Genomic DNA, 26,917 nt, shown 5'->3' with positions numbered 1-26,917 from the left:
CCATGCTCGGCCGGGTCAACCATATCGCCATCGCCGTTCCCGATCTGGCAGTGGCGACGGCCGCCTATCGCGACACGCTGGGGGCTGCCGTATCGCAGCCGCAGCCTCTGCCGGAGCATGGCGTCACCGTCGTCTTCGTCGAATTGGAAAACACCAAGGTCGAATTGCTTGAGCCGCTCGGGGCTACCTCGCCGATCGCAGCCTTCCTGGAAAAGAACCCGTCCGGCGGCATGCACCACATCTGCTATGAGGTGGAGGATATCATTCTCGCCCGTGACCGGCTGGTCGAGGCGGGCGCCAGAGTGCTCGGCGATAGCAAGCCGAAGACCGGCGCGCATGGCAAGCCGGTGCTCTTTCTGCACCCGAAGGATTTCTTCGGCACGCTGATCGAACTCGAACAGGCCTGAGCTCGGCTGCGGCAGAGTGACCCAAAGGCGGCGAAACGTTTTGCCCGCTTTGAGTTGGCCGACATTTCGCCGTATAAGGACGCCATATCACCGCGGCATCAACGGGAACCATAATGCTCCAGATCTTTCTTCAGGGATTTGCCGTCTACTTCATCATCTGGTGGATGACGCTTTTCGCTGTCCTGCCGATCGGTCTGCGCACCCAGGCGGAAGACAATGATGTCGTGCTCGGCACCGTTCCGAGCGCGCCCGCCCGGTTTCGCGCCGCCTTCGTCTTTTCGCTGACGACGCTGATTTCGGCGGTGATCTACGGCCTCTGGTATGTCTGCGACACCTATTTCGGCTGGGGCTTCGACGCCCTTCCACAACTCGGGCCGAGCTTCTATTAAAAGCTAGCTTTTGCTCAAACTTTGGGCAGATGTAAATTCAGCAGACGGTATACCGTCATATCAATGTCATGCTTTTACGGCAAAGAGCTCACGTAACGGAATGAAGCCCATCTCCTAACGGAAGGCGAGGTGGGTTTTTGAGTGCGATCGGGAGCCGAAAAACCAAAAAAAAACAAGGCTAAAAGCCTTGTTTTAAGTATCGCGTGATCTGTAACCGTTGCCGGGGCTGCGACGAGCGCGCCTAAGATCTGATCCTCCCAAGACTTGACCGCGAATTCGGCAAGAATTTATCCTCCTTGCCTGTTTTGTGAGCTAAAGCTAGCTCAAACATTGGGCTTTGTCATCAGCTTTTTTTGCATTTTTGCTACACTCTAGCAAATTTTTTCTGTTGACAAGATTTTCGTTCAAGTCCTTATAAACACGCGCTTTTTCACGCCATTTCATTTTGCGGGTGCGAACATGCGCATGCGGGAGGTTGCCGACGCCAGTTGCGGGTTTCCTTCCCGCCGCGAAGCGGCTATGAACGCTCCCGACATTAATCATTGTCTTTCGATTCCGCCTGTTGCGGGATCCAACCGCCTCGGAATCCGCCATGCGTCTGTCCCGCTATTTCATGCCCATCCTCAAGGAAAACCCCAAGGAGGCGGAAATCGTCTCCCATCGGCTGATGCTGCGCGCCGGCATGATCCGCCAGCAGTCGCAGGGCATCTATTCCTGGCTGCCGTTGGGGAAGAAGGTTCTCGACAAGGTCAACAATATTATCCGTGAGGAGCAGAACCGCGCCGGCGCCATCGAGCTTTCGATGCCGACCCTGCAGTCGGCCGAGCTCTGGCAGGAAAGCGGCCGTTACGACGCCTACGGCAAAGAGATGCTGCGCATCAAGGACCGACAGGATCGTCCGATGCTGTATGGTCCCACCAATGAGGAGATGGTGACGGATATTTTCCGCTCCTCCGTCAAGTCCTACAAGGACCTACCGCTCAATCTCTATCACATCCAGCTGAAGTTCCGCGACGAGATCCGCCCGCGCTTCGGCACCATGCGCTCGCGCGAATTCATGATGAAGGATGCCTATTCCTTCGATCTGACGCGCGAAGGGGCGGAGCATTCCTATAACAAGATGTTCGCCGCCTACCTCAGAACCTTCGATCGGCTCGGCCTGCGCGCCATTCCGATGCGCGCCGATACCGGCCCGATCGGCGGCAATCTCAGCCATGAATTCATCATCCTCGCCGATACAGGCGAATCCGAAGTCTTCTGCCATAAGGATTTCGTCGGCTTCGATATCCCCGGCGAAAGCACCGATTTCGACAGCGTCGAAGGCCTGCAGGCGATCTTCGACAAGTGGACCTCGCTCTATGCGGCGACTTCCGAAATGCATGACGAGGCGGCCTTCAACGCCGTTCCCGAAGGCGACCGGCTTTCGGCCCGCGGCATCGAGGTCGGCCACATCTTCTATTTCGGCACGAAATATTCCGAGCCGATGGGCGCGAAAGTGCAGGGACCGGACGGCAAGGAACACTTCGTCCACATGGGTTCCTACGGTATCGGCCCGACACGCCTTGTTCCCGCCATCATCGAAGCATCGCATGATGACAACGGAATCATCTGGCCGGCCTCGGTCGCGCCCTTTGATGTCGTGGTGATCAACATGAAGGCGGGCGATCAGGCCTGTGACGATACCTGCGAGCTGATCTATGCCGCGCTCACGAAGGCCGGCAAGGATGTGCTCTATGACGATACCGACGACCGGGCCGGCACGAAATTCGCGACCGCCGACCTGATCGGGGTGCCCGTCCAGATCATCGCCGGCCCGCGCGCGGTCGCCAACGGCGAAGTCGAGGTGAAGGATCGCAAGACCGGCGCCCGCGAAACGATGACCATCGAGGCGGCGATCAACAGGTTCGTGGCTTAAGGAAACGGAGGCGAAATGGCAGAGGCAGCAGTGGACCGGAGTTCAAAATCCGGCTTGGGTCCGGCTGGCAGGCCATTTTCCACCTTCGAACGCCTCGTGGCGTGGCGCTATCTGCGCGCCCGCCGCAAGGAGGCCTTCATCTCGGTGATCGCCGGCTTCTCCTTCGTCGGCATCATGCTCGGCGTGGCGACGCTGATCATCGTCATGGCTGTCATGAACGGCTTCCGCACCGAGCTCGTCTCGCGCATCCTCGGCATTAACGGCCATATGATCGTCCAGCCGGTCGACGGCCCCTTCACCGATTATCCCGCCCTCGCGAGCAAGCTCGCCGCCGTGCCCGGCGTCAAGATGGCGCTGCCCTTGGTGGAGGGCCAGGTGCTTGCCTCCGCCCAGGCCGGCGGCAGCACTGGCGCGCTGGTGCGCGGCGCCCGTGCCGACGACCTCACCAAGCTCAAGACGATCTCCGACAACATCAAGTCAGGCGATATGGTCGGTTATGCCTCTGGCGACGGCGTACTGATCGGCACCCGCATGGCCGACCAGTTGGGTCTGCGTGTCGGCGATCTGATTACGCTGACGTCGCCGGATGGTGACATTACGCCCATGGGCGTCAGCCCCCGCATCAAGTCCTACAAGATCTCCGGCCTCTTCGAGATCGGCATGTCGGAATATGACTCCTCGATCATCTTCATGCCGCTTGAGGAAGCGCAGCTTTATTTCAATGCCGAGGGTCTGGTGCAGTCGATCGAGCTCTTCGTCGATCACCCCGACGATATCGACACTCTCAGGCCCAAGGTAGAGGAGGCGGCCGGCCGCCAGATCGCCATCACCGACTGGCGCCAGCGCAACCAGACCTTCTTCTCCGCACTCCAGGTCGAGCGTAACGTCATGTTCATGATCCTGACGCTGATCGTGCTTGTTGCGGCGCTGAACATCATTTCCGGCCTCATCATGCTGGTGAAGGACAAGGGCAGCGATATCGCCATCCTGCGCACCATGGGCGCCAGCGCCGGTGCGATCATGCGCATCTTCTTCATGACCGGAGCGGCGATCGGCATTGTCGGCACCGTCGCCGGCGTTCTGCTCGGCGTTCTCGTCTGCGTCAACATCGAATCCGTCCGCCAGTTCTTCTCCTGGATGTCGGGCACCGTGCTCTTCAATCCGCAGGTCTATTTCCTCAGCCAGCTGCCGGCCGAAATGGATCTCAGCGAAACGATCTCGATCGTCGTCATGGCGCTGACGCTCTCCTTCATTGCGACCATTTTCCCCGCCTGGCGTGCCTCAAAGCTCGATCCGGTGCAGGCCCTGCGCTACGAATAAGGAATGCCGCCTTCATGAAACGCAACGTCGTTCTCAAGCTTACCGGCGTCGAGCGCCATTACGGGCAGGGCGATACGCTGCTGCCGATCCTGAAGGGCGCGGATTTTTCGATATCGAAAGGCGAAATCGTCGCCCTCGTCGCCCCCTCCGGCACCGGCAAATCGACGCTGCTGCATGTCGCCGGGCTGCTGGAGCATCCGGACGGCGGTGAAGTCACCATCAACGGCCATGCCTGCGATGGCCTGAGCGACGATAAACGCACGGCGATCCGCCGCAGCGAAATCGGCTTCGTCTACCAGTTCCATCATCTCTTGCCGGAATTCTCGGCGCTCGAAAACATCATGATGCCGCAGCTGATTGCCGGGCTGTCCTGGAAGGAAGCCGGCGAGCGGGCCGGCCAGCTTCTCGATTACATGCGCATCGGCCATCGCGGCGCCCATCGTCCCGGCGAGCTTTCCGGCGGCGAGCAGCAGCGCGTCGCGATCGCCCGCGCCGTCGCCAATGCGCCGGCCCTGCTTCTTGCCGACGAACCCACAGGCAATCTCGACCCGGATACGGCAAGCTACGTCTTCGACGCACTGGAAGCGCTGGTGCGCCAGTCCGGCCTCGCCGCCCTCATCGCCACCCACAATCACGACCTCGCCCGCCGCATGGATCGGCGCGTGACGATTTCGGACGGCAAGGTCGTTGATTTCTGACGGTCCGCAGTGGCTTGAAGACCCCTCCCCAACCCCTCCCCACAAGGGGGAGGGGCTTAACCTGACGCACCCGTTTTCCCATATCTGCGACGTTTCGAGTGGAACGAGGCGGGCACTCCGGGTTAGTCCCTCCCCCTTGTGGGCAGGGGAATCGCATATAAGTATTGCGTCTGTTGAGCTGATGGATTCAGTAGCGGCTTTCTCTGATTTGGGGAGAGCCGATGTCTTTGTTGATCTCGATATTGCGAGAAGTTCACGATCCGCGCGACGTGAATGCCCGGCACGATCTGGGGGAGCTGTTGTTTCTGGCGCTTTTGGCGACGTTGTGCGGTGCCAAGACTTGCGTGGAGATAGCGGAATTCGCCGAGGCGCGGCAAGAAGAACTTGGCGAGATCGTCGCGCTGCGGCATGGCGCGCCGAGCCACGACACGTTCAGCCGGGTGTTTCGGCTGCTCGACCCGGCGGAACTGGAGCGTGCGTTCGGCGCCTTCATGACGGCGTTGCGGGGCGCGCTCGGCTTGCCGGCGCCCAAGGGCGTAGTGGCGATCGACGGCAAGTCGCTGCGGCGGGGATACGACAAGGGCCGCGCCTTCATGCCGCCCTTGATGGTGAGCGTCTGGGATGTCGAAACGCGGCTTTCGATCGCAGCGATGCGTGCGCCGGGCGGCGACGAGATCAAGGCGACGCTCAGTGTGCTCAAGGCGTTGACGCTGAAGGGCTGCACGGTGACGGCGGATGCGCTGCACTGCCATCCGGCGATGGCCGAGGCGCTGCTTGCGACCAAGGCGCATTACGCGCTCGGGCTGAAGGCCAATCATGGACCGCTGTTCACAGCCGCCGAAGCCGGCTTTGCGGCGGCGACCGATCTCGCCGTCTTCGAGACCCGCGACCGCGCTCATGGCCGAGAGGAGCAGCGCCGTGCCTCGGTGCTGCCGGTCGACCGCCTGGCCAAACGGCCCAGCCTGCCCGGCCTCAAGGCGATCGGCCGCATCGAGGCGGTGCGCACTGGCGCGGACGGCAAGCCAAAGCAGGCCGTCCGGTATATCGCTCTCTCCAAAATTCTCACGCCGAAAAAACTCGCCGAAGTCGTACGCGCCCACTGGTCAATCGAAAACCAGCTCCACTGGACCCTCGACGTCATCTTCAACGAGGACGATGCTCGAACCCGCAAGGACAACGGACCGCAAAATCTTGCTGTCATCCGCAGGCTGGCACAGAATATCTTGCGAGCCCACCCTCTCGACAAGCCCATGGCAAGCAAAATGCGCAGGGCAAACTGGAACAAAGAATTCTTCTTCCAGCTCTTTGCTTATATGCGATAGCCCTGCCCTTGTGGGGAGGGGTTGGGGAGGGGACTTTCGCAAAGGCGGACGGGGAACGGAGAGGCGCGGGATGTCTCCTTCGCCCCGCAAGCGGGGTCCGAAGGACGGGTCGAGATACGTGACTCGACCCCGGTCAGTGGCGGCAGCCGGATGCAAGGGGCTGATCTCGCCGACTTCCCCGGACAGCACTCAGGGGATGACCAGCCCGCCGCGATAGTCGAGCACATAGGCCCTCCGGCCCTCGACCACGATGCATTCCTGGCCGCTGAAGCGTGCACAGCCGCCGTCGCTGTGGTCGATGTAACGGCCGAACGGATGGTCGAATTCCATGCCGCCGAGAAACCGGCCCTCGCGATACATCGTCGATAGTGCCGCCTTGATCACCGTCCCGGCTGCAGCGCCATCGATGAGCTCGGGCGCAATGACGCAGCCGAAATAATTCATCGCCCAGACGGGCTCGCCGGCAAACCACACCACCTCCTGGCCGGCGAAATCGGTGCCGCCGAAATAGCTGTCGAGATAGCGCCAGTCGCCGCTCTCATAACCGATATCATGGGAACCCGGCCGGCAGGGTGCGCGTGGCACACTGCCGCCGACATAGGTCGCAGCCTTCGCCTCCACGATGAATTGGTTCAGCATCGCAATGTCGAGCATGTCATTCTCCTCTCGGCCGGATGCTGGCAAATATGCCGCGGCATGTAAAGAACATAAAGGGAACATATGTCGGAATTCTGGGGACCGACTTGGGCGGCCGGCCGCCGAGCAGAATGGCGGATCCGTCGAAGATTGGGACTGGCAGGCTGCTCCCGTCGGATCGAACCCAGGCACCACGCGAATCGCCGAGCGCTTTCCGAGATTCGCCAAACACAAGAAAGAAGGAAAAGATTCCTGTTGACAACAGAACATACATCGAACAAATTGAAAACATAACGAGTAAAGGAGAGCCAAATGACTGACATGATCCGTGATATCGCAGCATTCACCTCCATCGCAATGTTCGTTGCCAGCTTCTCGCTGATCGTGATGGCGATCTGAAATTTTCAGGGGACCGCATGGCTGTCATGCGGTCCGGACGCGGGACTTCTTCTGGACATCATCGCCCTCTATGTCGACAATGCGTCCGATTCATTCGGGTGATTGGGAAGGCATGTCATGGCGGATACGGCAAAGGGTTCTACGGCTGAGGCGACCGGCGGCACGCCGGGCTTCATCCACCTGAGGGTCCACTCCGCCTATTCGCTTCTCGAAGGCGCCCTGCCGCTGAAGAAGATCCTCTACAAGGCGACCGGCGACAGCCAGCCGGCCATCGCCATTACTGACACCAACAACCTGTTCATTGCGCTCGAATTTTCCCAGAAGGCGATGGACGAGGGCCTGCAGCCGATCATCGGCTGCCAGGTCTCGATCGACATGGAAGACGGGCTGGAGACGGAAAAGCGCGGCGGCCAGCAGGCCCTGGTCAAGCTGCCGTCGATCGTTCTTCTGGCTGCTACGGATGCCGGTTACGAACGGCTGGTCGATCTCGTCAGCCGCGCCTATCTCGGCGGTGAAAGCAACCAGGCCATTCATGTCAGAGCCTCTTGGCTGGAAGAGGCCGGCACGGAAGGGCTGATCGCCTTGACCGGCGCTCTGACCGGACCGGTCGATGCGGCGATCAGGGACGGTCATCCCGCCCAAGCGGAAGCCCGGCTGCTGATGTTGAAGCGTCTCTTCGGCGACAGGCTTTATGTCGAGCTGCAGCGCCACGGCACCTACGACAAGCGCCACGAGCAGAAGATCGTCGGGCTCGCCTATGCAAACGATCTGCCGCTGGTGGCAACCAACGAGGCCTTCTTCCCTACCCGCGACGATTACGACGCCCATGACGCGCTGATGGCGGTCGCCCACAACGCCATCGTCTCCGACGACAGCCGCTTTCGCCTGACGCCGGATCACTATCTGAAGAGCCGGGCCGAGATGGCCAAGCTCTTCGCCGACCTGCCGGAAGCGCTGGAAAATACGATCGAGATCGCCAGGCGCTGCTCCTTCGTGCTGAAGACGCGCAAGCCGATCCTGCCGCGCTTCACCGGCGCGACCGACGACGCCGAGGAGGCCGAACGCGCCGAGGCGAGCGAGTTGCGCCGCCAGGCAGTCGATGGGCTCGATATGCGGCTTGCAACGCTCGGCATGTCGCCGGGTTACGAGGAAAAGGATTATCGCGAGCGGCTGGATTTCGAGCTCAGCGTCATCGAGCGTATGAAGTTCCCCGGCTATTTCCTGATCGTTGCCGACTTCATCAAATGGGCCAAGCAGCATGATATTCCGGTCGGCCCCGGCCGCGGTTCGGGCGCAGGCTCGCTGGTCGCCTACGCCTTGACGATCACCGACGTCGATCCGTTGCGGTTTTCGCTGCTGTTCGAGCGCTTCCTCAATCCGGAACGCGTTTCGATGCCCGACTTCGACATCGACTTCTGCCAGGACCGCCGCGAAGAGGTGATCCGCTACGTCCAGGCCAAATATGGCCGCGAGCAGGTGGCGCAGATCATCACCTTCGGTTCGCTGCAGGCGCGTGCCGCCCTTCGCGATGTCGGCCGCGTGCTGGAGATGCCCTACGGCCAGGTCGACAAGATCTGCAAACTCGTGCCGAACAACCCGGCCAATCCGACGCCGCTGTCCAAGGCGATCGAGGAGGAGCCGAAGCTGCAGGAAGAGGCGGCGAAAGAACCGGTGGTCGCGCGCCTGCTCGACATCGCCCAGAAGATCGAGGGGCTTTACCGCCACGCCTCGACGCATGCCGCCGGCATCGTCATCGGCGACCGTCCGCTCTCCAAGCTGGTGCCGATGTATCGCGATCCGCGCTCCGACATGCCGGTCACCCAGTTCAACATGAAATGGGTGGAGCAGGCCGGCCTCGTCAAATTCGACTTCCTCGGCCTGAAGACGCTGACGGTGCTGAAGGTCGCCGTCGATTTCGTCGCCAAGCGCGGTATTAGCGTCGATCTCGCCGCCATTCCTCTCGACGACAAACCGACCTACGAGATGCTGTCGCGCGGCGAGACGGTCGGCGTGTTCCAGGTGGAAAGTGCCGGCATGCGCAAGGCGCTGATCGGCATGAAGCCGGACTGCATCGAGGACATCATCGCACTGGTGGCGCTCTATCGCCCGGGCCCGATGGAGAACATCCCGACCTACAATGCCCGCAAGCACGGCGACGAGGAGCTGGAATCGATCCATCCGATGATCGACCACCTGCTCAAGGAAACCCAGGGCGTTATCGTCTATCAGGAACAGGTGATGCAGATCGCCCAGGTGCTCTCCGGCTATTCGCTTGGTGAAGCCGACCTTCTGCGCCGCGCCATGGGTAAGAAGATCAAGGCCGAGATGGACCAGCAGCGCGAACGCTTCGTCGTCGGCGCCGTCAAGAACGGCGTCTCGAAGCCGCAGGCCGACAATATTTTCGAACTGCTGGCGAAGTTCGCCAATTACGGCTTCAACAAGTCGCATGCGGCCGCCTACGCCATCGTCTCCTACCAGACGGCCTATATGAAGGCGCATTATCCGGTCGAATTCCTCGCCGCCTCGATGACGCTCGACATGTCCAACACCGAAAAGGTCAATGATTTCCGCCAGGATGCCAAGCGTCTGGGCATCGAGGTGATCGCACCCTCGGTGCAAACCTCCTTCCGCCATTTCCAGACCGGCGACAACCGCGTCTATTATGCGCTCGCCGCCCTCAAGGGTGTCGGTGAATCCGCCGTCGACCATATCGTCGAGGTGCGCGGCGACAAGCCCTTCGCCGGCATCGAGGATTTCTGCCTGCGCATCGATCCGCGCCAGGTCAATCGCCGCGTGCTCGAAAGCCTGATCTTTGCCGGCGCCTTCGATTGTTTCGATATGGACCGCGCCCAACTGGCTGCCGGTCTCGACCGCATTCTCGGTTATGCCCAGCGCGCCCAGGAAAACAAGCTGAGCGGCCAGTCGGATATTTTCGGCAGCACCCTGACCTCGGGCCCCGAAAAAATCTCCCTGCCGCCGTTTTCGCCCTGGCTCCCCTCGGAGCGGCTGCTCAAGGAATTCCAGGTGCTGGGTTTCTATCTCACCGCTCACCCGCTCGATTCCTACAACAATATCCTGCAGAAGATGCGGGTGCAGACCTTTGCCGAGTTTTCGCAGGCGATCAAACAGGGCGCAGCCAATGCACGGCTTGCCGGCACGGTCATTTCCAAGCAGGAGCGCAAGACCCGCACCGGCAACAAGATGGGCATCATCGTCTTTTCGGATTCGTCCGGCCAGTTCGAAGCGGTGCTGTTTTCGGAAATGTTGAACCAGTACCGCGACATATTGGAGTCGGGAAAATCCTTCGTGCTGACGGCGACCGGCGAGGAGCGGCCGGAGGGCATCGGCCTGCGCATCCAGACGATCCAGTCGCTGGAGGAAAAGTCGCTGCAGATGCAGAAGGCACTGCGCGTTTATGTCAGAGATTCCGGGCCGCTGAAGATGGTCGCCGGCCATCTGAACGCCAAGGGCGACGGCCTCGTTTCCTTCATCGTCATCAAGGAGGACGGCAAACGCGAGGTGGAAGTGGCGCTGTCGGAGAAATACCGCATCACGCCGGAGATCGCCGCTGCCCTTCGCGCCGCCCCCGGCGTCGTCGACGTTGAGCTTGTCTGATCAATCCGGGTGATCGCGATCAACCCGGGTGATCGTGATCAGCCCCGGGTGATGGTGATGAAATCCGTGCCGTCGCCGGTTTCGCGGCCAAGGCCGGTATCGGAGATCGTCAGCGTCGAGCCGGGCGCGATCAGCGCGTCGATCCTGCGGCGGGTTTCGTCGGGGATCGTGATGCGGCTGAGCGAACGGGCAATCGGCCTGCCTGTGACGATCGAGCTTTCCTGATTGCTAATCCCGAGCCGCTTCATCGTCTCGCGGGAGAGATTGTTCTCGAGCGTGATGCCGAGCCAGTCCGCCGTGCCGGCTTGTTCATCGACGGCATGCAGCGTGAAGAAATGCGTGCCGAGTGCCAGGTCCGGATCGGCGATCGTTACCGGCGCTTCGAAGATCGGCTTGAAGGCCTGGCGCACCATGATGACGCCGTTCGGCGGCTCCCCCTTGCCGGTTGCGGCATAGACAGCCTTGAGCAGCGCGTCGGAGATCAGGCTCCTGTCGCCGGCAAATTCCGCCGGCCGCAGCGTCTTGAAGGCCTTGATCGCCTGCACGGTCGATGGGCCGAGTAAGCCGTCCGGATCGCCGGCGGAAAAGCCGAGCTGGTTGAGCAGGGTCTGGACGTCGATGACCGTCTCGCGCAGCGTCCGGCGGGTGATCAGCATGCTGATCGGCTCGGACGGCGGCTCGGCTTCGCGTGTTGCGGCCGGCTGCACTATCGGCGTCGGCATCGCCGCCGTGTCGTTCATCGCCACCTGCACCGGTTTTTCGGGGCTGCCGGGCATCGAGGGCCGCAACTCCACATCCGAAAGCAGCTGCATCGGCACCGGTGCGTCGGGATGGAAAAGGGTGGGATGGTCGATCGGCTGCGGCACCACTTCACTGTTGCTGATGATGACGGGGATGCCGGGCTCGGTCATTCCATAGAGCATTTTTGCGAATGCGCCGGGCATGCGCACGCAGCCGTGCGAGGCTGGATAACGCGGCACCGAATTCGATTCGTGCAGCGCGATGCCCGACCATGTCAGCCTCTGCATGAACGGCATCGGCGCTGCCGAATAGAGATTGGATTCGTGGTATTTCTGCTTTTCGAGCACCGAGAAGATGCCGCTCGGCGTCGTGTGCCCGTCCTTGCCGGTCGAGACCTTCGAGGTCGCGACGACCTCGGTGCCGTCATAGACCGCAAGCGACTGCTTGTCCTTCGAGACGATGATCTGCAGCGTGCGCGCATCCGCGGCGAGAGCAGGGTGCACGAGTGCGGTGGCCGACAGCAAGGCGAGGCCGAAGACAAGACGCGAGAACATGATACCCAACCATACGCAATACTGGTCCGGCACATTATGGGACGAAGTTTAAGGAAGATTTTATAGGCCGGAGCCCCGACGCTCTATCACTTTGAATCTGCGCATAATCCTTTCCGAAAATCGATTCCGATTTTCGGGGTTATGCGCTAGTGATCGCGCTTGCCGCTGCCGAAGGTGTAGCCGGTCTCGACGGTGTTCTTGCCGAACTTGTCGCGCAGCCTGTCCATCGCCGCTTCGGCGGCCGCCCGCCGGCCGGATTGCCGGTCGATGAGATCGGGCGGATCGGCGCGGGCGGCATCGCCGAGATCGGTCACGCCGATGCCGAGCAGGCGGAACTTGGTGCCGTCAGTCTCCTTTTCGAGAAGCTCCAGCCCGGTGCGGAAGATCTTGTCGGCAAGCTGGGTCGGGTCTTCGAGCTTGCGGTTGCGCGTGCGCAGCTTGAAGTCGGCGGTCTTCATCTTCAGGACCACGGTGTGGCCGGCGATATCGTTCTTCTTCAGCCGCCAGGAGACCTTTTCGGATAGGTTTCGCAGGATCGGCACCAGCTCCTCATACCGCGAGATGTCGTCGAAGAAGGTCGTCTCGGCCGATACGCTCTTGGCGGCATCGTTGAGATGCACTTCACGGTCGTCGATCCCGCGCGACAGCCGGGCGAGCCGCTGGCCCATGCTGCCGTAGCGGCGCATCAGGTCGTTTTCCTCCATCTGCTGCAACTGGCCGATGGTGCGGATGCCGTCCGCCTCGAGCGTCGCCGCGAACGCCTTGCCGACGCCCCAGATCGTGGTGACGGGACGCGGCGCCAGGAACTCGACCGCTTCCTCACGGCCGATGACGGAAAAGCCGCGGGGCTTCTGCAGATCGGAGGCGACCTTGGCGAGGAATTTGCAATAGGAAAGCCCGACCGAGACGGTGATGCCGATCTCCTTTTCGATGCGGCGGACGAATTTGGCGAGTGTGCGCGCCGGCGGATCGTGATGCAGCCTCTCGGTGCCGCCGAGTTCCAGGAACGCCTCGTCGATCGACAGCGGCTGCACCAGCGGCGTCAGTTCCTGCATCAGGGCCCGCACCTGCCGCCCGACCCGGACATATTTCTCCATGTCGGGGCGGATGACGATCGCCTGGGGACATGCCTCCAGCGCCTTGAACATCGGCATCGCCGAACGCACGCCGTGAATGCGGGCGATATAGCAGGCGGTGGAGACGACGCCGCGTTTGCCGCCGCCGATGATCACCGGCTTGTCGGCAAGTTCCGGATTGTCGCGTTTTTCCACAGCCGCGTAAAAGGCGTCGCAATCGATATGCGCAAGCGTCAATGCATAGAGCTCGCGATGGCGCACGAGGCGGGGGCTGCCGCAGGAAATGCAACGGCGCGCTTCGCCCTTCTGCTCGGCAAGGCAGTCGCGACAGAAGCCGGGTGTCTTGTCGGGCGCGGGTGTCATCGTGAGAACAAAGATTGAACGCCGGGACATTACGCCTTAAGCTTGCGAGTCTCAAGAGAGGGCGGGAGCTTTGCCTTGGATAACGATCTTCGTTTCGAGCCGGTGACGGCAGAACGCTGGAGCGACTTCGAAACCCTGTTCGGCCCGCAGGGGGCTTTCTATAATTGCTGGTGTGTGGCGCTGCGCCTGCCGCATGCGATAAGGACCAAGATGGCGGCCGACGAGCGCAAGGCGCATATGCGGGATCGGATCAAGGCAGGCCCGCCGCCGGGCATTCTCTGTTATGCCGGCGACGCGCCGATCGCCTGGGTGCAGGTCGGGCCGCGTCACGACGTACCGCAATTCAATTCGCCGCGCACCGTGTCGCGGCCGCTGGAGGAGGGCGATGCGCATGATCCTTCCATCTGGGCCGTCAGCTGCTTCTTCCTGCTGCCCGGACTGCGCGGCAAGGGAATGAGCCATCGCCTGCTCGCCGCGGCGATCGATCATGCGCGGGGCCAGGGCGCGCGGCGGCTCGAAGCCTGTCCGATCGATCATGTGAAACAGTCGAAATCCGTGACGCTCTGCATCGGCTCGACGGCGATCTTCGATGCAGCCGGTTTCGAGACGGTGGCGCGGCGCAAGGATGGCCGTCCGCTCATGCGGCTGGAACTGCACGACTGACCGTGCCGGACAGAAAATGCGCCTGGATGAGCTCGGCCGCATGCGCCCAGTCGGCGGCGCGGGTGATGTCGTCGTCGGCCGCCGGTGCGAAACGATGGACGGGCGAGTTCGGCATCAGGTGAATGAGCAGGCAATCGGCGACGTGATCCCTGACGGAATGCAGATTGCGCGCCATATCGTCGATGAAGACAACGGGAAGGGAGCGGCTGGCATGCAGGGCGTGAACGATCGGCCCCTTGGGCTCTTCGGTGGCAAGCAGCGGAAAGAGCAGGCCGATCCTGTCGAGCAGGCGGCGGCGCTGCTCCTGGAAGCGCGGCTGCATGGCCGTCAGGAACAGCACGTCGGCCTCTTGCGAAAGCCGGTCGAGAGTGTCGACGACATGGTCGAGCGGGGTCTGCCACAGCTCCTGCGCTGCGAAGAATTCCTCGATCAGCCGGCTGACCTGCCGGTCCCCGATCTCCGTACCATCCGCCTGCGAGACGATGTTGCCGTGAAGCTTGAAGGAGCGCGGCAGAAACGCGTGCCCCTGGCTCTCAAGGAAAAGCTGGAAGGGACCGATGAACTGCAGCACGACGTCGTCGACGTCGCAGACGATCAGCGGCCGTTGGCCGAGGCGGATATGCGAAATATCAAATTCCCCGCCGCTCACTGTCAGTATTCCCCGGAATCGAGGCCGGGCGAGGAGAAATGCCGCCAGGCGGCGGTCACCGTCTCCGGGCTTATGCCGCTCGCCGCGCAGAAAGCCATCGCCGTCGGTTCGTGGTTCATCAGGAAATCCATCATGCCGGCGAGGAAGCCTGGATCGTTGACGGCGCTACGCACCTGGCCGGGTGCGACACCGGTGAGCGCCAGGAAGCGGCCGAACATGTCGGGATCGTCGGCAAGCCAGCCGAGCACGGCGATCGCGGTTGCGTGCGGGTCGGCGGCCTGTTGTTTCGAAGTCTTGAAGTTGCTTTGCATTTCGAGGGGTAAGTTACCTTTTCTTCAACCAAATACCGCTAGCGTGCGCTATCGGTTTCACGCAGCTTTTGTCCGCATGTGCCTTCCTCATGGGACGAACCGCTGCGCGAACGGACGTAGGGACAGCTTGTCATGCCCAAACAGGTGATGATTGTAGAAGATAACGAGCTCAACATGAAGCTCTTTCGCGACCTCATCGAGGCGTCCGGCTATACGACGATCCAGACCAGAAACGGCATGGAGGCGCTCGATCTGGCGCGCAAGCATCGCCCCGACCTCATCCTGATGGATATTCAGCTTCCCGAGGTCTCCGGCCTCGAAGTCACCAAGTGGCTGAAGGAAGACGACGAGCTGCACGTCATTCCCGTCATCGCCGTCACGGCTTTCGCGATGAAGGGCGACGAGGAGCGGATCCGCCAGGGCGGCTGCGAGGCCTATGTTTCCAAGCCGATCTCGGTTCCGAAATTCATTGAGACGATCAAGACCTATCTGGGCGATGCCTGACGCATCGGAAAGACAATTATGACTGCGCGAATACTGGTGGTTGACGATATTCCGGCCAATGTGAAGCTGCTCGAAGCGCGGCTGCTTGCGGAATATTTCGACGTGATGACCGCAGCCGACGGCTACACGGCGCTGGCGATCTGCGAGCGCAACCAGGTCGATCTCATCCTGCTCGACATCATGATGCCTGGTATTGACGGTTTCGAGGTCTGCGAACGGCTGAAGGCCAGCCAGAAGACCGCCCATATTCCGGTCGTCATGGTCACGGCGCTCGACCAGCCGGCCGATCGCGTGCGCGGTCTGAAGGCCGGCGCCGACGATTTCCTCACCAAGCCGGTCAACGATCTGCAGCTGATCTCGCGGGTGAAGAGCCTGCTGCGGTTGAAGACGTTGAGCGATGAGCTGCGCATCCGCGCCGACACCGCCCATACGATGGGCATCGACGACCTCGCGCGCTCAGGCGAGGGCCGCGCCGACGAGACCGCTCAGGTGCTGCTCGTCGACGGCCGCGCCAATTCGCAGGAGCGTCTCATCAAGGCGCTGAAGCCGGTCGCCGACGTGCTGGCGCTCTCCGATCCGCAGGCCGCCCTGTTCGAGGCGGCCGAAAGCGCGTTCGATCTCGTCATCGTCAACGCCAATTTCGACGATTACGATCCGCTTCGCCTCTGCTCGCAGCTGCGCTCGCTGGAGCGCACGCGCTTCCTGCCGATCCTGATCATCACCGAGCAGGGCGCCGATGAGATGGTCGTGCGCGCGCTCGATCTCGGCGTCAACGATTACATCATCCGCCCGGTCGATCCCAACGAACTGGTTGCCCGCAGCCTGACGCAGATCCGCCGCAAGCGCTATAACGACCGCCTGCGCGCCAGCGTCAAGCAGACGATCGAGCTTGCCGTCACCGATCCGCTGACCGGCCTCTATAACCGGCGCTATCTCGACAATCACCTGAACGTGCTGTTCAACCGTTCGATGGCGCGGGGCCGGCCGCTTTCGGTGCTGATCACCGATATCGACCGCTTCAAGCAGGTGAACGACACCTTTGGCCATGATGGCGGCGACGAAGTGCTGCGGGAATTTGCAAACCGCGTCCGTTCGACCATTCGTGGCGCCGACCTCGCCTGCCGCTATGGCGGGGAGGAATTCGTGGTCGTGATGCCCGACACCTCGCCGGAGATCGCCGCCACTGTCGCCGAGCGCCTGCGCGCGGCCGTGGAAAGCACGCCCTTCATGCTGAAACGTGCCGGTGAGGCGCTGAACGTCACCGCGTCCTTCGGCATCGCTTCGCGGATTGCAGCAGTGCTGACGCCGGACCAGCTGATGAAGCAGGCGGATCTCGCCCTTTACGAGGCCAAGAATACCGGCCGCAACCGCGTGGTTGCCGCAGCCGCCTGACGAATCATTTGCCGTCATGGTCGCCATTTGCGAGTTATCCACCGCGGTAAGCGAAGTGTTACCGATTTTTAATTTCGCCTACGCGATGCGAGGTGAAAATTTTAGAACTCTATAGCCCAAAAATGGACTTTCGGCGTTGTTGCGGATCCGTCGCTGCGCGACAGTCTTGACGGCGTCGAGGCTCTGGCTCCGGATGAAATGGGGACTATAAAAAATGCCCGTCGCCTGCAGGCGCAAATAGAGTGCGGCGACGTCACCTCACGTAGGGGGAGGGGAGGCGTAAGTTATTAGGTTATATTGTCGATTTTCTTGGCGCGATCCGGCGTTAGGCTTCGGCGCCAAGCAGAGCCGACAAATCTTTGTATGTCCCAAAATCGGACTTTTAACCATAGAATCAAGCTAAGAAATTTCACCATTAAGAATTTGTTGATTTTCTTTCATTTTTGCGCAAATTATCGGCTCATAAGAGAAGCGCTCCCGTTGAGGAGTTGTCGATACCCCATGATGCTCAGGTCCGCCGCATCTCCTGGGTCGTGGGGTCGGTCGGCTGGTACGCAAATTATAGCGGTTCCTCGTGCCGTTTTGCATGCTGGTCGACCCCCTTACACGAAAACGCCGCCACTTCCCGAAGATGGAAGGGCGGCGTTTTTCTGTTTGCGCTATCATCTTCCGGTGAGGATCAATTCGGCCAACAAAAAACGCGCAACCCGAAGGCGCGCGCTTTTTAACAGCCCAGAGATCAAGTGATTACTTGATCTTGGTTTCCTTGAACTCGACATGCTTCTTTGCAATCGGGTCGTACTTCGTCTTCGTCATCTTGTCCGTCATCGTACGGCTGTTCTTCGTCGTGACGTAGAAGAAACCGGTGTCGGCTGTCGACAGCAGCTTGATCTTGATTGTTGTAGCCTTGGCCATAGTCGTCCTGCCTTTAAGAAAATGAAAGCCGTGGAAGCCGGATGGGCTCCACGGCAAATTCTGGCGCGAAACTACGAATCTTGCCCGAAAAGTCAAGTCCGTTTTCGAATGAACATCAGTCTGATGCCGGAAAGTAGGGCGTAAAGGCCGAAGAAGGCGGCAATTGCCCAGGCAAACCCGTTATTTCCAGCGACATCGATCGCCGCGCCGATCGCCTGCGGCCCGGCCACGGTTCCCATCGCATAACAGAAGACGAAGGCGGCATTGGCGGCGGCAAGGTCGGAGCCCGTCAGCCGCGAGCCGAGATGGCTGAGGCCGACCGTATAGAGGCCGGAGACGCAACCGCCCCAGAAAAGCAGAAGCCCGGCCATCAGCAGCCAGTTGTCGAGCAGCAAGGGCAGCATCATCGAGCCGACGAACCCCATCAGCGCCATGCCGGCCAGAAGCGGCCGCTTGTCGGAGATGCGGTCGGAAAGCAGGCCGAGCGGGATCTGAAAGATGACGTTGCCGACGCCCATCATGGTGAGCAGAAGGGCTGCCTGCGATTCGGTGAAATGGGCGCGCACCGCAAAGACCGGGAAAAGCGAAAGGCCGCCCGCTTCGACCGCGCCGAAGATGAAGACAGCCGCCGTCGCCGTCGGCACCAGGAAGACGTAGCGCATGAAATGCAGCTCCGGTTTTTCCTCGAGTATCGGGCTTTCGTCGCGGGCGATGAAGATCGGAATGGCGGCAAGCAGGATGGCGCCGGCGCCGATCAGGAAGGGGAAGATGCCGTCGCTGCCGAGGATCGAAAACAGCAGCGGCCCGGCCGCAAAGCCGAGCGACAGCACGGTCGCATAGATGCCGAGCACGAAGCCGCGTTTGGAAGGCGGCGAAGCGGCGTTGATCCAGAATTCGGAGAGGATGAACAGCGTCGTCGTCGCGCCATGGAAGGCGAAACGCAGCGGAAACCACATCCAGAAATCCTCGGCATAATAGAAACCGAGGGCACTCAGCGCCGAAATCAGCACGGCCCAGAGCATTGTCGGGGCAACGCCGTATTTATGGGCGAGCTTGGTGGTGATGGGCGCGGCAGCCATCGCCGCGACCCCGGCCATCGCCGTGTTGAGCCCGATCAGGGTGGACGAGATGCCGCGTTTTTCGAGGATGATGCTGAGAAGGGGCAGCCCGAGGCCGATTGCTATGCCGACGGCTGAGATCGACGAGATGGCTGCCACCAGAGAAGGCCAATGGATTTCCTCGACATCGCCCGGTGTGCCGTTTCTCGGCTGAGACATTTATCCATCCTTAGAAAGCTACGCGAGCGAATCGGCCGGTCACCTCACACAGAAAGACACAGGCGTGCCAAATCCAGGTGACGGGCGGCGTTTCGCAGTATTTCCGATGTGAGTGACCACCTGCGGAATGTAAAGCCTGTTCAGACAAGAAAAGCTTACCATGTCAAGTCGTTGAGGATCGTCGGCTGCCCGGGGCGGTGATCGGTGGAGCGCTGCCACTACACGTCAAATATGTCTGGAAGGTGAAGGCGCTGAAGCGATTGCGGCCCAGTCCCGCCTAGTCCGGCCGGCCGGGGATGTCATAATCGTCGGGATCGTCGCTCCCTCCACCGAAACCGTGCATGCGCAACGCCCATTGCAGGCCGATGACCCCGCCCTTGATCGGCTGGATCGAGGCAAGCGCCGTGATGACGGTGATCGGCGCCCAGATGGCAAGATGCACCCAGACCGGCAGCACGAAGGTCAGGTCGGTCAGCATATAGCCGCCGACCACGACGTGGCCGAGAACGAGGATGACGATATAGGGCGGCAGGTCGTCGGCGCGTTGGTGATGCATCGCCTCGCCGCAGGCGGCGCAATGATCGACCGGCTTCAGGAAGGCGCGAAAGAGCTTGCCATTGCCGCAGGCCGGGCAGCGGTTCATCAGTCCGCGCATGATGGAGCGCCCGACCGGGCGCTCGACCTCGGACGAATCCCCGTAGCGGACTGCCGGATCGGTCGGTGTGGGCATTGCGATTTCCTCTAGTGCCGTCCACGCGGCGGCCGTGTTCCCGGTTTCTTGCGCATCTGACCCTTGTCGCGGCGGCCGGCTTTGTGGAACGAGCGCACCGCCGTCGGCACCTTGCGCCCTTCGCTGACCATCTCGAAACGCAGCGCCCCGGCAAGCGGGATCGCCTCGGCAAGCTTCACCGTGACGTTGTCGCCAAGGCGATAGCCAAGCCCTGTCCGTTCGCCCGAGAGCGCCTGATGCGCCTCGTCATAGATGAAATAATCGGTGCCGAGCGTCGATATCGGGACGAACCCATCGGCGCCATAGTCCGGCAGGACGACAAAAAGTCCGGATTTCGTCACACCCGAGACCCGTCCGGCAAATTCTTCGCCGACCCGGCCGGCAAGGTGATGGGCGATCAGCCGGTCGACCGTCTCGCGCTCGGCGGCCATCGCCCGGCGCTCGAAGGTCGAGATCTCGGCGGCGATATCGTCGAGCGTGGCTTCTTCGTCGGGGGTGATGCCGCCTTCGCCGAAGCCGAGCGAGCCGACGAGGGCGCGGTGCACGATGAGATCGGCGTAGCGGCGGATCGGCGAGGTGAAATGGGCGTATTTCATCAGGTTGAGGCCGAAATGGCCGATATTCTCAGGGCCATAGATCGCCTGGCTCTGCGAGCGCAGCACCATCTCGTTGACCATGGTCTGGTGCGGCGTGCCGTCCGCCTTCGCCAGAATGCCGTTGAAATTGTTGGCGCGCATGTTGCCGCCCTTGGCGAGCGGGATGCCGAGCGTGGCCAGGAACTCGCGCAGGATTTCCTGCTTGGCGAGCGTCGGGCCGTCATGGATGCGGTAGATCAGCGGCTGGCGTTTCTTTTCCAGCGTCTCGGCGGCTGAGACGTTCGCCTGGATCATCATCTCTTCGATCAGCTTGTGGGCATCGAGCCGCGGCGGCACGACGACGCGGTCGACGGTGCCGTCGGGCTTCAGCTGGATCTTGCGCTCCGGCATGTCGAGTTCCAGCGGCTGGCGCCGGTCGCGTCCACGCTTCATCACCTCATAGGCATGCCAGAGCGGCTTCAGGATCGGCTCGAGCATCGGGCCGGTCCGATCGTCCGGCTTGCCGTCGATCGCCGCCTGCGCCTGCTGGTAGGAGAGCTTGGCGGCGCTCTTCATCATGATGCGATGAAACGTGTGGCCGATCTTGCGGCCTTCGCCGGAAAAGCTCATGCGCACGGCAAGCGCCGGGCGGTCGACGCCCTCCTTCAGCGAGCAGAGATCGTTGGAGATGCGCTCCGGCAGCATCGGCACGACACGATCCGGGAAATAGACGGAGTTGCCGCGTTTCAGCGCCTCGCGGTCGAGCGGCGACTTGGGCCGCACATACCAGGAGACGTCGGCGATCGCGACGGTGACGACGACGCCGCCGGGATTGTCGGGCGAGGGGTCGAGTTCGGCGTACACCGCGTCGTCATGGTCCTTGGCGTCGGCCGGGTCGATCGTGATCAGCGGCACGTCGCGCCAATCCTCGCGATGCGACATCGTCGCCGGCTTTGCATCTTCCGCCTCGGCGATGACGGCGGGAGGGAAGACATGCGGGATGCCGTGCGCATGGATGGCGATCATCGAGATCGCCTTTTCCGAGCCGACGGAGCCGACGACGGAAAGCACCTTGGCGCGCGGCAGGCCGAAGCGGCCGAGACGGGCGATTTCGACTTCGACCAGGTCGCCGTCCTGAGCGCCGCCGGTGAAGTCGGGATCGATGACCATCTCCTCGCCGCGCCGCTCGATCGGCAGCAGCCGGCCGCCGCCACCGGGCGCGGTGCGGAAAACGCCCATCGAGGCGCCGCGGCGCTTGTCGATCACCTTGATGATCCGCGCCGTATAGGCCGGACCGCCGCGATCGACGGCCGGGAAGATCTTTGCGAGGATTCGGTCGCCGAGACCGGCGACGGGCGCCTTGCCCTTGCCCTGGCGGCCTGCGGGCGATTGCTGGCGGATGGCGACGGCCGGCGCCGCGCCCTGGTCCTCCGGCCATTCCGCCGGCCGGCCGATCAGATCGCCGTCCTTGTCGCGCGTGGTGATATCGAGCACGGTGACCGGCGGCAGCGCACCGGGACGGATCAGCGACTTGCGGCTCTTCTGCAGCATGCCTTCCTGCTCGAGCTCCTGCAGCATGTGCTTGAGCTCGACGCGGTTGTCGCCCTTCAGGCCGAAAGCCTTGGCGAGTTCGCGTTTGGAGGCTTTCTGCGGATGATCGGCGATGAAACGCAGGATCACCTCGCGTGAGGGCAGGGCGCCGTGCACGATGTTCAGCGGCTCGACGGCGGGAGCATCCTTGCCGGCGCGGCCGATCTTGCCCGGACGCTTGCCCGCAGGGTTCATTCTCTCGCGCGGTATTCTGCTCACGTCAGGCCTTTTTCGATTTCGCCGGCGCTTTCGCCTTCGTTGTCTTCGGCTTGGCCGCCGTCTTGGTGGTCTTGGCTTCGGCGGCCGCCGCCTTCGGCTTGGCTTTCGCCTTGGATGCCTTGCCGGCGGGCGCCTTGCCGGCCTTTTCGGTGATCAACGCAAGCGCCTCCTCGACGGTGATCGCCTGCGGATCCTTGCCCTTCGGCAGGGTGGCATTGACCTTGCCCCAGTTGACATAGGGGCCGTACTTGCCGTCGCGAACGGTGATGGCGCCGCCATCCGGATGATCGCCGAGCGTCTTCAGCGCCGCCGGCGTGCCGCGGGCACCCCGGCCTGGCGCCTTGTTCGCCTTTTCGGCGATAACGGTCACGGCGCGGTTGAGGCCGACCGAGAACACGTCCTCGACGGTTTCCAGATTGGCGTAGGAACCGTCATGCAGCAGGAACGGTCCATAGCGGCCGATGCCTGACGAAATCATCTTGCCCGATTCCGGATGTTTGCCGATATCGCGCGGCAGCGAGATCAACGCCATCGCCTTTTCATAGTCGATATCCTCGGGCTTCCAGCCCTTCGGCAGCGAGGCGCGTTTGGCCTCCTTGCCGTCGCCGCGCTGGATATAGGGGCCGAAGCGGCCGGACCGCAGCGTCAGCTCCTCGCCGGTCGTCGGATCGGTGCCGAGGTTCTTCGGCTCGTTGAGGGCTGCACCATCCGCTTCTCCGCCGTTTTCGGAGGAGAGCTGGCGGGTGTAGTTGCATTCCGGATAGTTCGAGCAGCCGACGAAGGCGCCGTATTTGCCGAGCTTCAGCGACAGGTTGCCGGTGCCGCAGACCTGGCAGATTCTGGGATCGCTGCCATCCTCCCGCTTCGGGAAGACCAGCGGCGCCAGCGCCTCGTTCAGCGAATCCAGCACATTGGTGACGCGCAGTTCCTTGGTATCTTCGATCTGAGCGAAGAAATCATTCCAGAAATCGCGCAGCACCTGCTTCCAGTTCAGTTCGCCGGCGGAAATCCGGTCGAGCTTTTCTTCGAGATCGGCGGTGAAGTCGTATTCGACATATTTGGTGAAGAAGCTTTCGAGGAAAGCCGTCACCAGCCGGCCCTTGGCCTGCGGGATCAGCTTGCGCTTGTCGATCGTCACATAATCGCGGTCGCGCAGCGTGGCGAGCGTCGCGGCATAGGTGGACGGGCGGCCGATGCCGAGCTCTTCCATCTTCTTGATCAGCGAGGCTTCCGAATAGCGCGGCGGCGGCTCGGTGAAATGCTGCGTCGAATTGATCTTCTGCTTGGCGAGCGTCTCGCGCGCATTGATCTCCGGCAGGCGGCCATCCTCGTCGCCGTCGTCGCTCTGCTCTCCGTCTTCCTTCTGATCCGTATAGGCGGCGATGAAGCCGTCGAAGCGGATGACCGAGCCGACGGCGCGCAGGCCGGCCTTCTCGCCCTTGTTGTCGGCGGTGATTTCAGCCGTGGTGCGCTCGATCTCCGCCGAGGCCATCTGGCTGGCGATGCCGCGCTTCCAGATCAGGTCGTAGAGGCGGATCTGGTCGGCATCGAGGAATTTGCGCACGCGGTCGGGCGAGCGGTAGAAATCGGTCGGACGGATCGCCTCGTGCGCCTCCTGGGCGTTCTTGGCCTTAGTGGAGTAGAAGCGCGCCTTCTCGGGCATATAGCGCTCGCCGAACTGGTCGACGATGGCGCGGCGCGCAGCCTCGATCGCTTCCGGCGCCATCTGCACGCCGTCGGTTCGCATATAGGTGATGAGACCGACCGTCTCGCCGCCGATATCGACGCCTTCATAGAGCTTCTGGGCGATCTGCATGGTGCGCGAGGCGGAGAAGCCGAGATTAGAGGAGGCGGCCTGCTGCAGCGTCGAGGTCGTAAACGGCGGTCCCGGATTACGCTTGACCGGCTTCGCCTCGACTGTGTCGACGACATAACTTGCGCCTTCGAGCAATGCCTTCAGCTTGCCGGCATCCTCGCCGTTGCCGATTGCGCGCGGCTGGAGCCGTTTGCCGTTTGCCGAAACCAGCCTGGCCTCGAACTCGTCGCCGCGCGGCGTCTTCAGCAGCGCCGAGAGATTCCAGTATTCTTCCGAAATGAAGCGCTCGATCTCGGATTCACGGTCGCAGACCAGGCGAAGCGCCACCGACTGCACGCGGCCGGCCGAACGGGCGCCGGGCAGCTTGCGCCACAGCACCGGCGAAAGATTGAAGCCGACGAGATAATCGAGGGCGCGGCGCGCCAGATAGGCGTCGACCAGCGGCACGTCGATGTCGCGCGGATCGGCCATCGCGTCGAGCACGGCCTTCTTGGTGATGGCATTGAAGACGACGCGCTTGACCGGTTTGCCGTTCAGCACCCGCTTCTTGTTCAGCATGTCGAGAACGTGCCAGGAAATCGCTTCGCCTTCGCGATCCGGGTCGGTCGCGAGAAACAGGCCGTCGGAGGATTTCACCGCGTCGGCAATGTCCTTCATCCGTTTGGCCGAGGCGCCATCGACCTCCCAAAGCATTTCGAAATCCTGATCAGGAAGAACCGAGCCGTCCTTGGCAGGCAGATCGCGCACATGGCCGAAGGAGGCGAGCACTTTGTATCCCGAGCCCAGATACTTGTTGATCGTCTTGGCCTTGGCAGGCGATTCCACCACTACAACATTCATGATGATTCTCTAAAAAGGGAAACAACGCCAGCGGCAAAGCCAGCGCGACACACACCGAAACATGGATACCGGCTCTCCGACATGGACAGGGAAATCGCTGCGGTCAAGGGGTTTGCTGCAATTTTACCTCTTGCATCCGTTGCAGCCAAAGGGAGATTGTGAAGAAAACACAATTTTAGATAGACTATCGAATGTTTTCGACACAGAGGTTCGGCAATTCTCCGATATCGTGCAAAGTTCAATCGGAAAGCGAGACGAGGCCACCCTGATGCCGATGCAGCCTGCCTGATATATCGAGCTCCAGAAGAATGAGATAGACCGCCGATGCCGACAGGCCGGTATGGCGGATGACGTCGTCGATCTCGACCGGCGTCGGCCCGAGCGCATCGATGATGCGAGCCCGGTCGGAATCGCCGGGCGGCATCGTCATCGCCTTGCCGTCACCTGCCGGTTGCTCCGCCATCGATGACGGGAAAAGCTCGAATTGCGCCAGCGGCGCCAGAGCTTCGACGACATCGGCGGGTGTCGTGACGATCGAAGCACCGTCCTTCAGCAACCCGTTGGTGCCATGGCAGCGCGGATCGAGCGGTGAGCCGGGCACGGCAAACACCAGCCGGCCGAACTCGCCGGCAAGCCGTGCCGTGATCAGCGAGCCCGAACGTGTCGCCGCTTCGATGACGACGAGGCCGAGCGCGATGCCGGCGATCAGCCGGTTCCGGCGCGGAAAATCGCGGGCGCGGGGCTCCCAGCCGAAAGGCATCTCGCTCACCGCCAGGCCGTTGCCGCCGGTGATCTCCTGGAGCAGGCCGATATTCTCCGGCGGGTAGGGCTGGTCGAGACCGCCGGCAAGCGCGGCGATCGTGCCGGTGTCGAGGCTTGCCCGATGGGCTGATGTGTCGATGCCGCGCGCCAGGCCAGAGACCACGGTATATCCCGCCCGGCCGCAGTCGCGCGCCACCATCGCCGCGAATTTGGCGCCGGCGACCGAGGCGTTGCGCGAGCCGACGATGCCGACGGCCGGCCGTTTGGCGGCGGCAAGCGCGCCCTTGACCGCCAGCAGCGGCGGTGCGCCGTCGATCTGCTTCAGCGCCTGCGGATAGTCCGGCTCGCCGATGCCGACGAAGCGGGCGCCGAAGCGATGCGCGGCTTCGAGTTCCCGATGCGCCTCGGCCTCGCTGGCAATGCGGATTGCCCGCGTCGCGCCGCCGCGCGCCGAAAGCTCGGGCAATGCGGCAAGTGCTGCCTCGGCCGAACCGAAATGATTGATGAGGTCGCGAAAAGTGGCAGGGCCGATATTGTCGGAACGGATGAGACGCAGCCAGGCAATGCGCTGCCGTTCGGTCAGCACGACGCCTTTTGATCCCGCGCCCGGCGCATCCATTATCCCTTTGCCCCGATCTTGCTTTCCGTGCCGCCCATCAGGCGCGAAATATTCGCCTTGTGCTTCCAGTAGGAAATCAGCGTCATGATCGCCATGACAGCCGCAACCTTCTCATTGCCCAATATCCACAGCGCCACCGGAGTGACGAGCATGGCAACCAGCGCCGACAGCGAGGAGTAGCGGGTGGTGAAGGCAACCGCCAGCCAGACGGCGGCGAAGAGCACGACCATGATCGGCGCGACGCCGAGCAGGGTGCCGATATAGGTGGCGACACCCTTGCCGCCCTTGAAGCCGATCCAGACCGGGAAGAGATGGCCGATGAAGGCGAAGAAACCGGCGATGATCGCTGCCTCCTCACCGAGGAAATAACCGACGATCCAGGCCGCCGCCGATGCCTTCAGCGCATCGAGCAGCAGCGTCGCAGCCGCGAGTTTCTTGTTGCCGGTTCTCAGCACATTGGTCGCGCCGATATTGCCGGAGCCGATGCTGCGTACGTCGCCGAGGCCGGCGGCCCGCGTCAGGATCAGGCCGAAAGGAATGGAACCGAAGAGGTAGCCGATAACAGCGGCAGCAAGCGCGATCGGCAGCGTGATTTGCCATGACATCAGATTGGATAACAT

23 protein-coding genes are annotated in these 26,917 nt (G+C 62.1%); 10 read left to right on the top strand and 13 right to left on the bottom strand.

The window, feature by feature from the left end:
• Nucleotides 1–2: 2 nt before the first annotated feature.
• Nucleotides 3–407, top strand: coding sequence for a methylmalonyl-CoA epimerase (gene mce, locus CO666_RS05240; RefSeq protein WP_097611071.1), 405 nt, complete (start codon nucleotides 3–5; stop codon nucleotides 405–407).
• 113 nt (nucleotides 408–520) lie between these two features.
• A complete protein-coding gene (locus CO666_RS05235; RefSeq protein ID WP_097611070.1) occupies nucleotides 521–796 on the top strand; it encodes a DUF1467 family protein in 276 nt (91 codons plus the stop codon).
• A gap of 318 nt (nucleotides 797–1,114) precedes the next feature.
• Here CO666_RS05235 and CO666_RS34040 read toward each other — a convergent pair whose 3' ends face one another.
• The gene (locus tag CO666_RS34040; protein ID WP_179869612.1) at nucleotides 1,115–1,390 is read right to left on the bottom strand and encodes a hypothetical protein; all 276 of its coding nucleotides are present in this window, start codon (nucleotides 1,388–1,390) and stop codon (nucleotides 1,115–1,117) included.
• On the opposite strand from CO666_RS34040, the gene proS reads away from it, so the two are divergent.
• From proS to CO666_RS05215, 4 genes are all read left to right on the top strand, one after another.
• On the top strand, nucleotides 1,389–2,711 hold the full coding sequence (gene proS / locus CO666_RS05230) for a proline--tRNA ligase (protein WP_097611069.1): 1,323 nt from the start codon (nucleotides 1,389–1,391) through the stop codon (nucleotides 2,709–2,711). The genes CO666_RS34040 and proS overlap by 2 nt on opposite strands.
• 15 nt (nucleotides 2,712–2,726) lie before the next feature.
• Entirely contained in the window at nucleotides 2,727–4,031 is a 1,305-nt protein-coding gene (locus CO666_RS05225; RefSeq protein ID WP_097611068.1) for a lipoprotein-releasing ABC transporter permease subunit, read from the top strand.
• Nucleotides 4,032–4,045: 14 nt separating this feature from the next.
• On the top strand, nucleotides 4,046–4,729 hold the full coding sequence (locus tag CO666_RS05220; RefSeq protein ID WP_097611067.1) for an ABC transporter ATP-binding protein: 684 nt from the start codon (nucleotides 4,046–4,048) through the stop codon (nucleotides 4,727–4,729).
• 221 nt (nucleotides 4,730–4,950) lie between these two features.
• A complete protein-coding gene (locus tag CO666_RS05215; RefSeq protein WP_097611066.1) occupies nucleotides 4,951–6,051 on the top strand; it encodes an ISAs1 family transposase in 1,101 nt (366 codons plus the stop codon).
• 189 nt (nucleotides 6,052–6,240) lie between these two features.
• On the opposite strand, the gene CO666_RS05210 is transcribed toward CO666_RS05215, so the two are convergent.
• A complete protein-coding gene (locus tag CO666_RS05210; protein ID WP_097611065.1) occupies nucleotides 6,241–6,705 on the bottom strand; it encodes a DUF5680 domain-containing protein in 465 nt (154 codons plus the stop codon).
• 498 nt (nucleotides 6,706–7,203) lie between these two features.
• Here CO666_RS05210 and dnaE point away from each other — a divergent pair, with 498 nt between their 5' ends.
• Nucleotides 7,204–10,701: a DNA polymerase III subunit alpha gene (gene dnaE / locus CO666_RS05205; protein WP_097611064.1), complete on the top strand. Its 3,498-nt coding sequence runs from the start codon at nucleotides 7,204–7,206 to the stop codon at nucleotides 10,699–10,701.
• Between the two features lie 38 nt (nucleotides 10,702–10,739).
• Here the strand turns inward: dnaE and CO666_RS05200 are convergent, their stop codons facing one another.
• Together CO666_RS05200 and CO666_RS05195 are read right to left on the bottom strand one after the other, a co-directional pair.
• A complete protein-coding gene (locus CO666_RS05200; protein WP_097611063.1) occupies nucleotides 10,740–11,996 on the bottom strand; it encodes a L,D-transpeptidase family protein in 1,257 nt (418 codons plus the stop codon).
• A gap of 146 nt (nucleotides 11,997–12,142) precedes the next feature.
• Complete coding sequence (locus tag CO666_RS05195) at nucleotides 12,143–13,435, bottom strand: DNA polymerase IV (RefSeq protein WP_097611396.1); 1,293 nt, start codon at nucleotides 13,433–13,435, stop codon at nucleotides 12,143–12,145.
• 75 nt (nucleotides 13,436–13,510) lie between these two features.
• On the opposite strand from CO666_RS05195, the gene CO666_RS05190 reads away from it, so the two are divergent.
• Complete coding sequence (locus CO666_RS05190; RefSeq protein WP_097611062.1) at nucleotides 13,511–14,098, top strand: GNAT family N-acetyltransferase; 588 nt, start codon at nucleotides 13,511–13,513, stop codon at nucleotides 14,096–14,098.
• Here CO666_RS05190 and CO666_RS05185 read toward each other — a convergent pair.
• Together CO666_RS05185 and CO666_RS05180 are read right to left on the bottom strand one after the other, a co-directional pair.
• Nucleotides 14,073–14,747, bottom strand: coding sequence for a hypothetical protein (locus CO666_RS05185; protein WP_097611061.1), 675 nt, complete (start codon nucleotides 14,745–14,747; stop codon nucleotides 14,073–14,075). The genes CO666_RS05190 and CO666_RS05185 overlap by 26 nt on opposite strands.
• 2 nt (nucleotides 14,748–14,749) lie before the next feature.
• Nucleotides 14,750–15,058 carry a DUF3572 domain-containing protein gene (locus CO666_RS05180; RefSeq protein ID WP_085736889.1) on the bottom strand — a complete coding sequence of 103 codons (309 nt, stop codon included), beginning with the start codon at nucleotides 15,056–15,058 and terminating at the stop codon, nucleotides 14,750–14,752.
• Between the two features lie 132 nt (nucleotides 15,059–15,190).
• Between CO666_RS05180 and CO666_RS05175 the strand changes: the two genes are divergently transcribed.
• Together CO666_RS05175 and CO666_RS05170 are read left to right on the top strand one after the other, a co-directional pair.
• Nucleotides 15,191–15,562 (top strand): response regulator, encoded by a 372-nt coding sequence (locus CO666_RS05175; RefSeq protein ID WP_003547430.1) that lies wholly within the window; start codon nucleotides 15,191–15,193, stop codon nucleotides 15,560–15,562.
• Between the two features lie 18 nt (nucleotides 15,563–15,580).
• Nucleotides 15,581–16,954 (top strand): PleD family two-component system response regulator, encoded by a 1,374-nt coding sequence (locus CO666_RS05170; protein WP_097611060.1) that lies wholly within the window; start codon nucleotides 15,581–15,583, stop codon nucleotides 16,952–16,954.
• Nucleotides 16,955–17,701: 747 nt separating this feature from the next.
• Here CO666_RS05170 and rpmG read toward each other — a convergent pair.
• The 7 genes from rpmG to plsY all read right to left on the bottom strand — a co-directional run bounded on the left by rpmG (nucleotide 17,702) and on the right by plsY (nucleotide 26,917).
• Nucleotides 17,702–17,869, bottom strand: coding sequence for a 50S ribosomal protein L33 (rpmG, locus tag CO666_RS05165; protein WP_003587245.1), 168 nt, complete (start codon nucleotides 17,867–17,869; stop codon nucleotides 17,702–17,704).
• A 92-nt stretch (nucleotides 17,870–17,961) separates the two neighbouring features.
• Nucleotides 17,962–19,146, bottom strand: coding sequence for an MFS transporter (locus CO666_RS05160; protein WP_097611059.1), 1,185 nt, complete (start codon nucleotides 19,144–19,146; stop codon nucleotides 17,962–17,964).
• Between the two features lie 277 nt (nucleotides 19,147–19,423).
• Entirely contained in the window at nucleotides 19,424–19,876 is a 453-nt protein-coding gene (locus tag CO666_RS05155) for a DUF983 domain-containing protein (RefSeq protein WP_097611058.1), read from the bottom strand.
• 11 nt (nucleotides 19,877–19,887) lie between these two features.
• Nucleotides 19,888–22,260, bottom strand: a complete 2,373-nt coding sequence (rnr, locus tag CO666_RS05150; RefSeq protein WP_097611057.1) for a ribonuclease R — start codon at nucleotides 22,258–22,260, stop codon at nucleotides 19,888–19,890.
• Nucleotide 22,261: 1 nt separating this feature from the next.
• Nucleotides 22,262–24,916 carry a type I DNA topoisomerase gene (gene topA / locus CO666_RS05145; RefSeq protein WP_097611056.1) on the bottom strand — a complete coding sequence of 885 codons (2,655 nt, stop codon included), beginning with the start codon at nucleotides 24,914–24,916 and terminating at the stop codon, nucleotides 22,262–22,264.
• Nucleotides 24,917–25,154: 238 nt separating this feature from the next.
• Nucleotides 25,155–26,297 carry a DNA-processing protein DprA gene (gene dprA / locus CO666_RS05140; protein ID WP_097611055.1) on the bottom strand — a complete coding sequence of 381 codons (1,143 nt, stop codon included), beginning with the start codon at nucleotides 26,295–26,297 and terminating at the stop codon, nucleotides 25,155–25,157.
• The gene (gene plsY, locus CO666_RS05135) at nucleotides 26,297–26,917 is read right to left on the bottom strand and encodes a glycerol-3-phosphate 1-O-acyltransferase PlsY (protein WP_097611054.1); all 621 of its coding nucleotides are present in this window, start codon (nucleotides 26,915–26,917) and stop codon (nucleotides 26,297–26,299) included. The genes dprA and plsY overlap by 1 nt, the downstream gene beginning before the upstream one ends.

It is taken from the genome of Rhizobium chutanense (genome assembly GCF_002531935.1).
Classification (GTDB): domain Bacteria; phylum Pseudomonadota; class Alphaproteobacteria; order Rhizobiales; family Rhizobiaceae; genus Rhizobium; species Rhizobium chutanense.
Note: the sequence above shows the minus strand (reverse complement) of the source record. Positions and strands in the feature narration are given on the sequence as shown.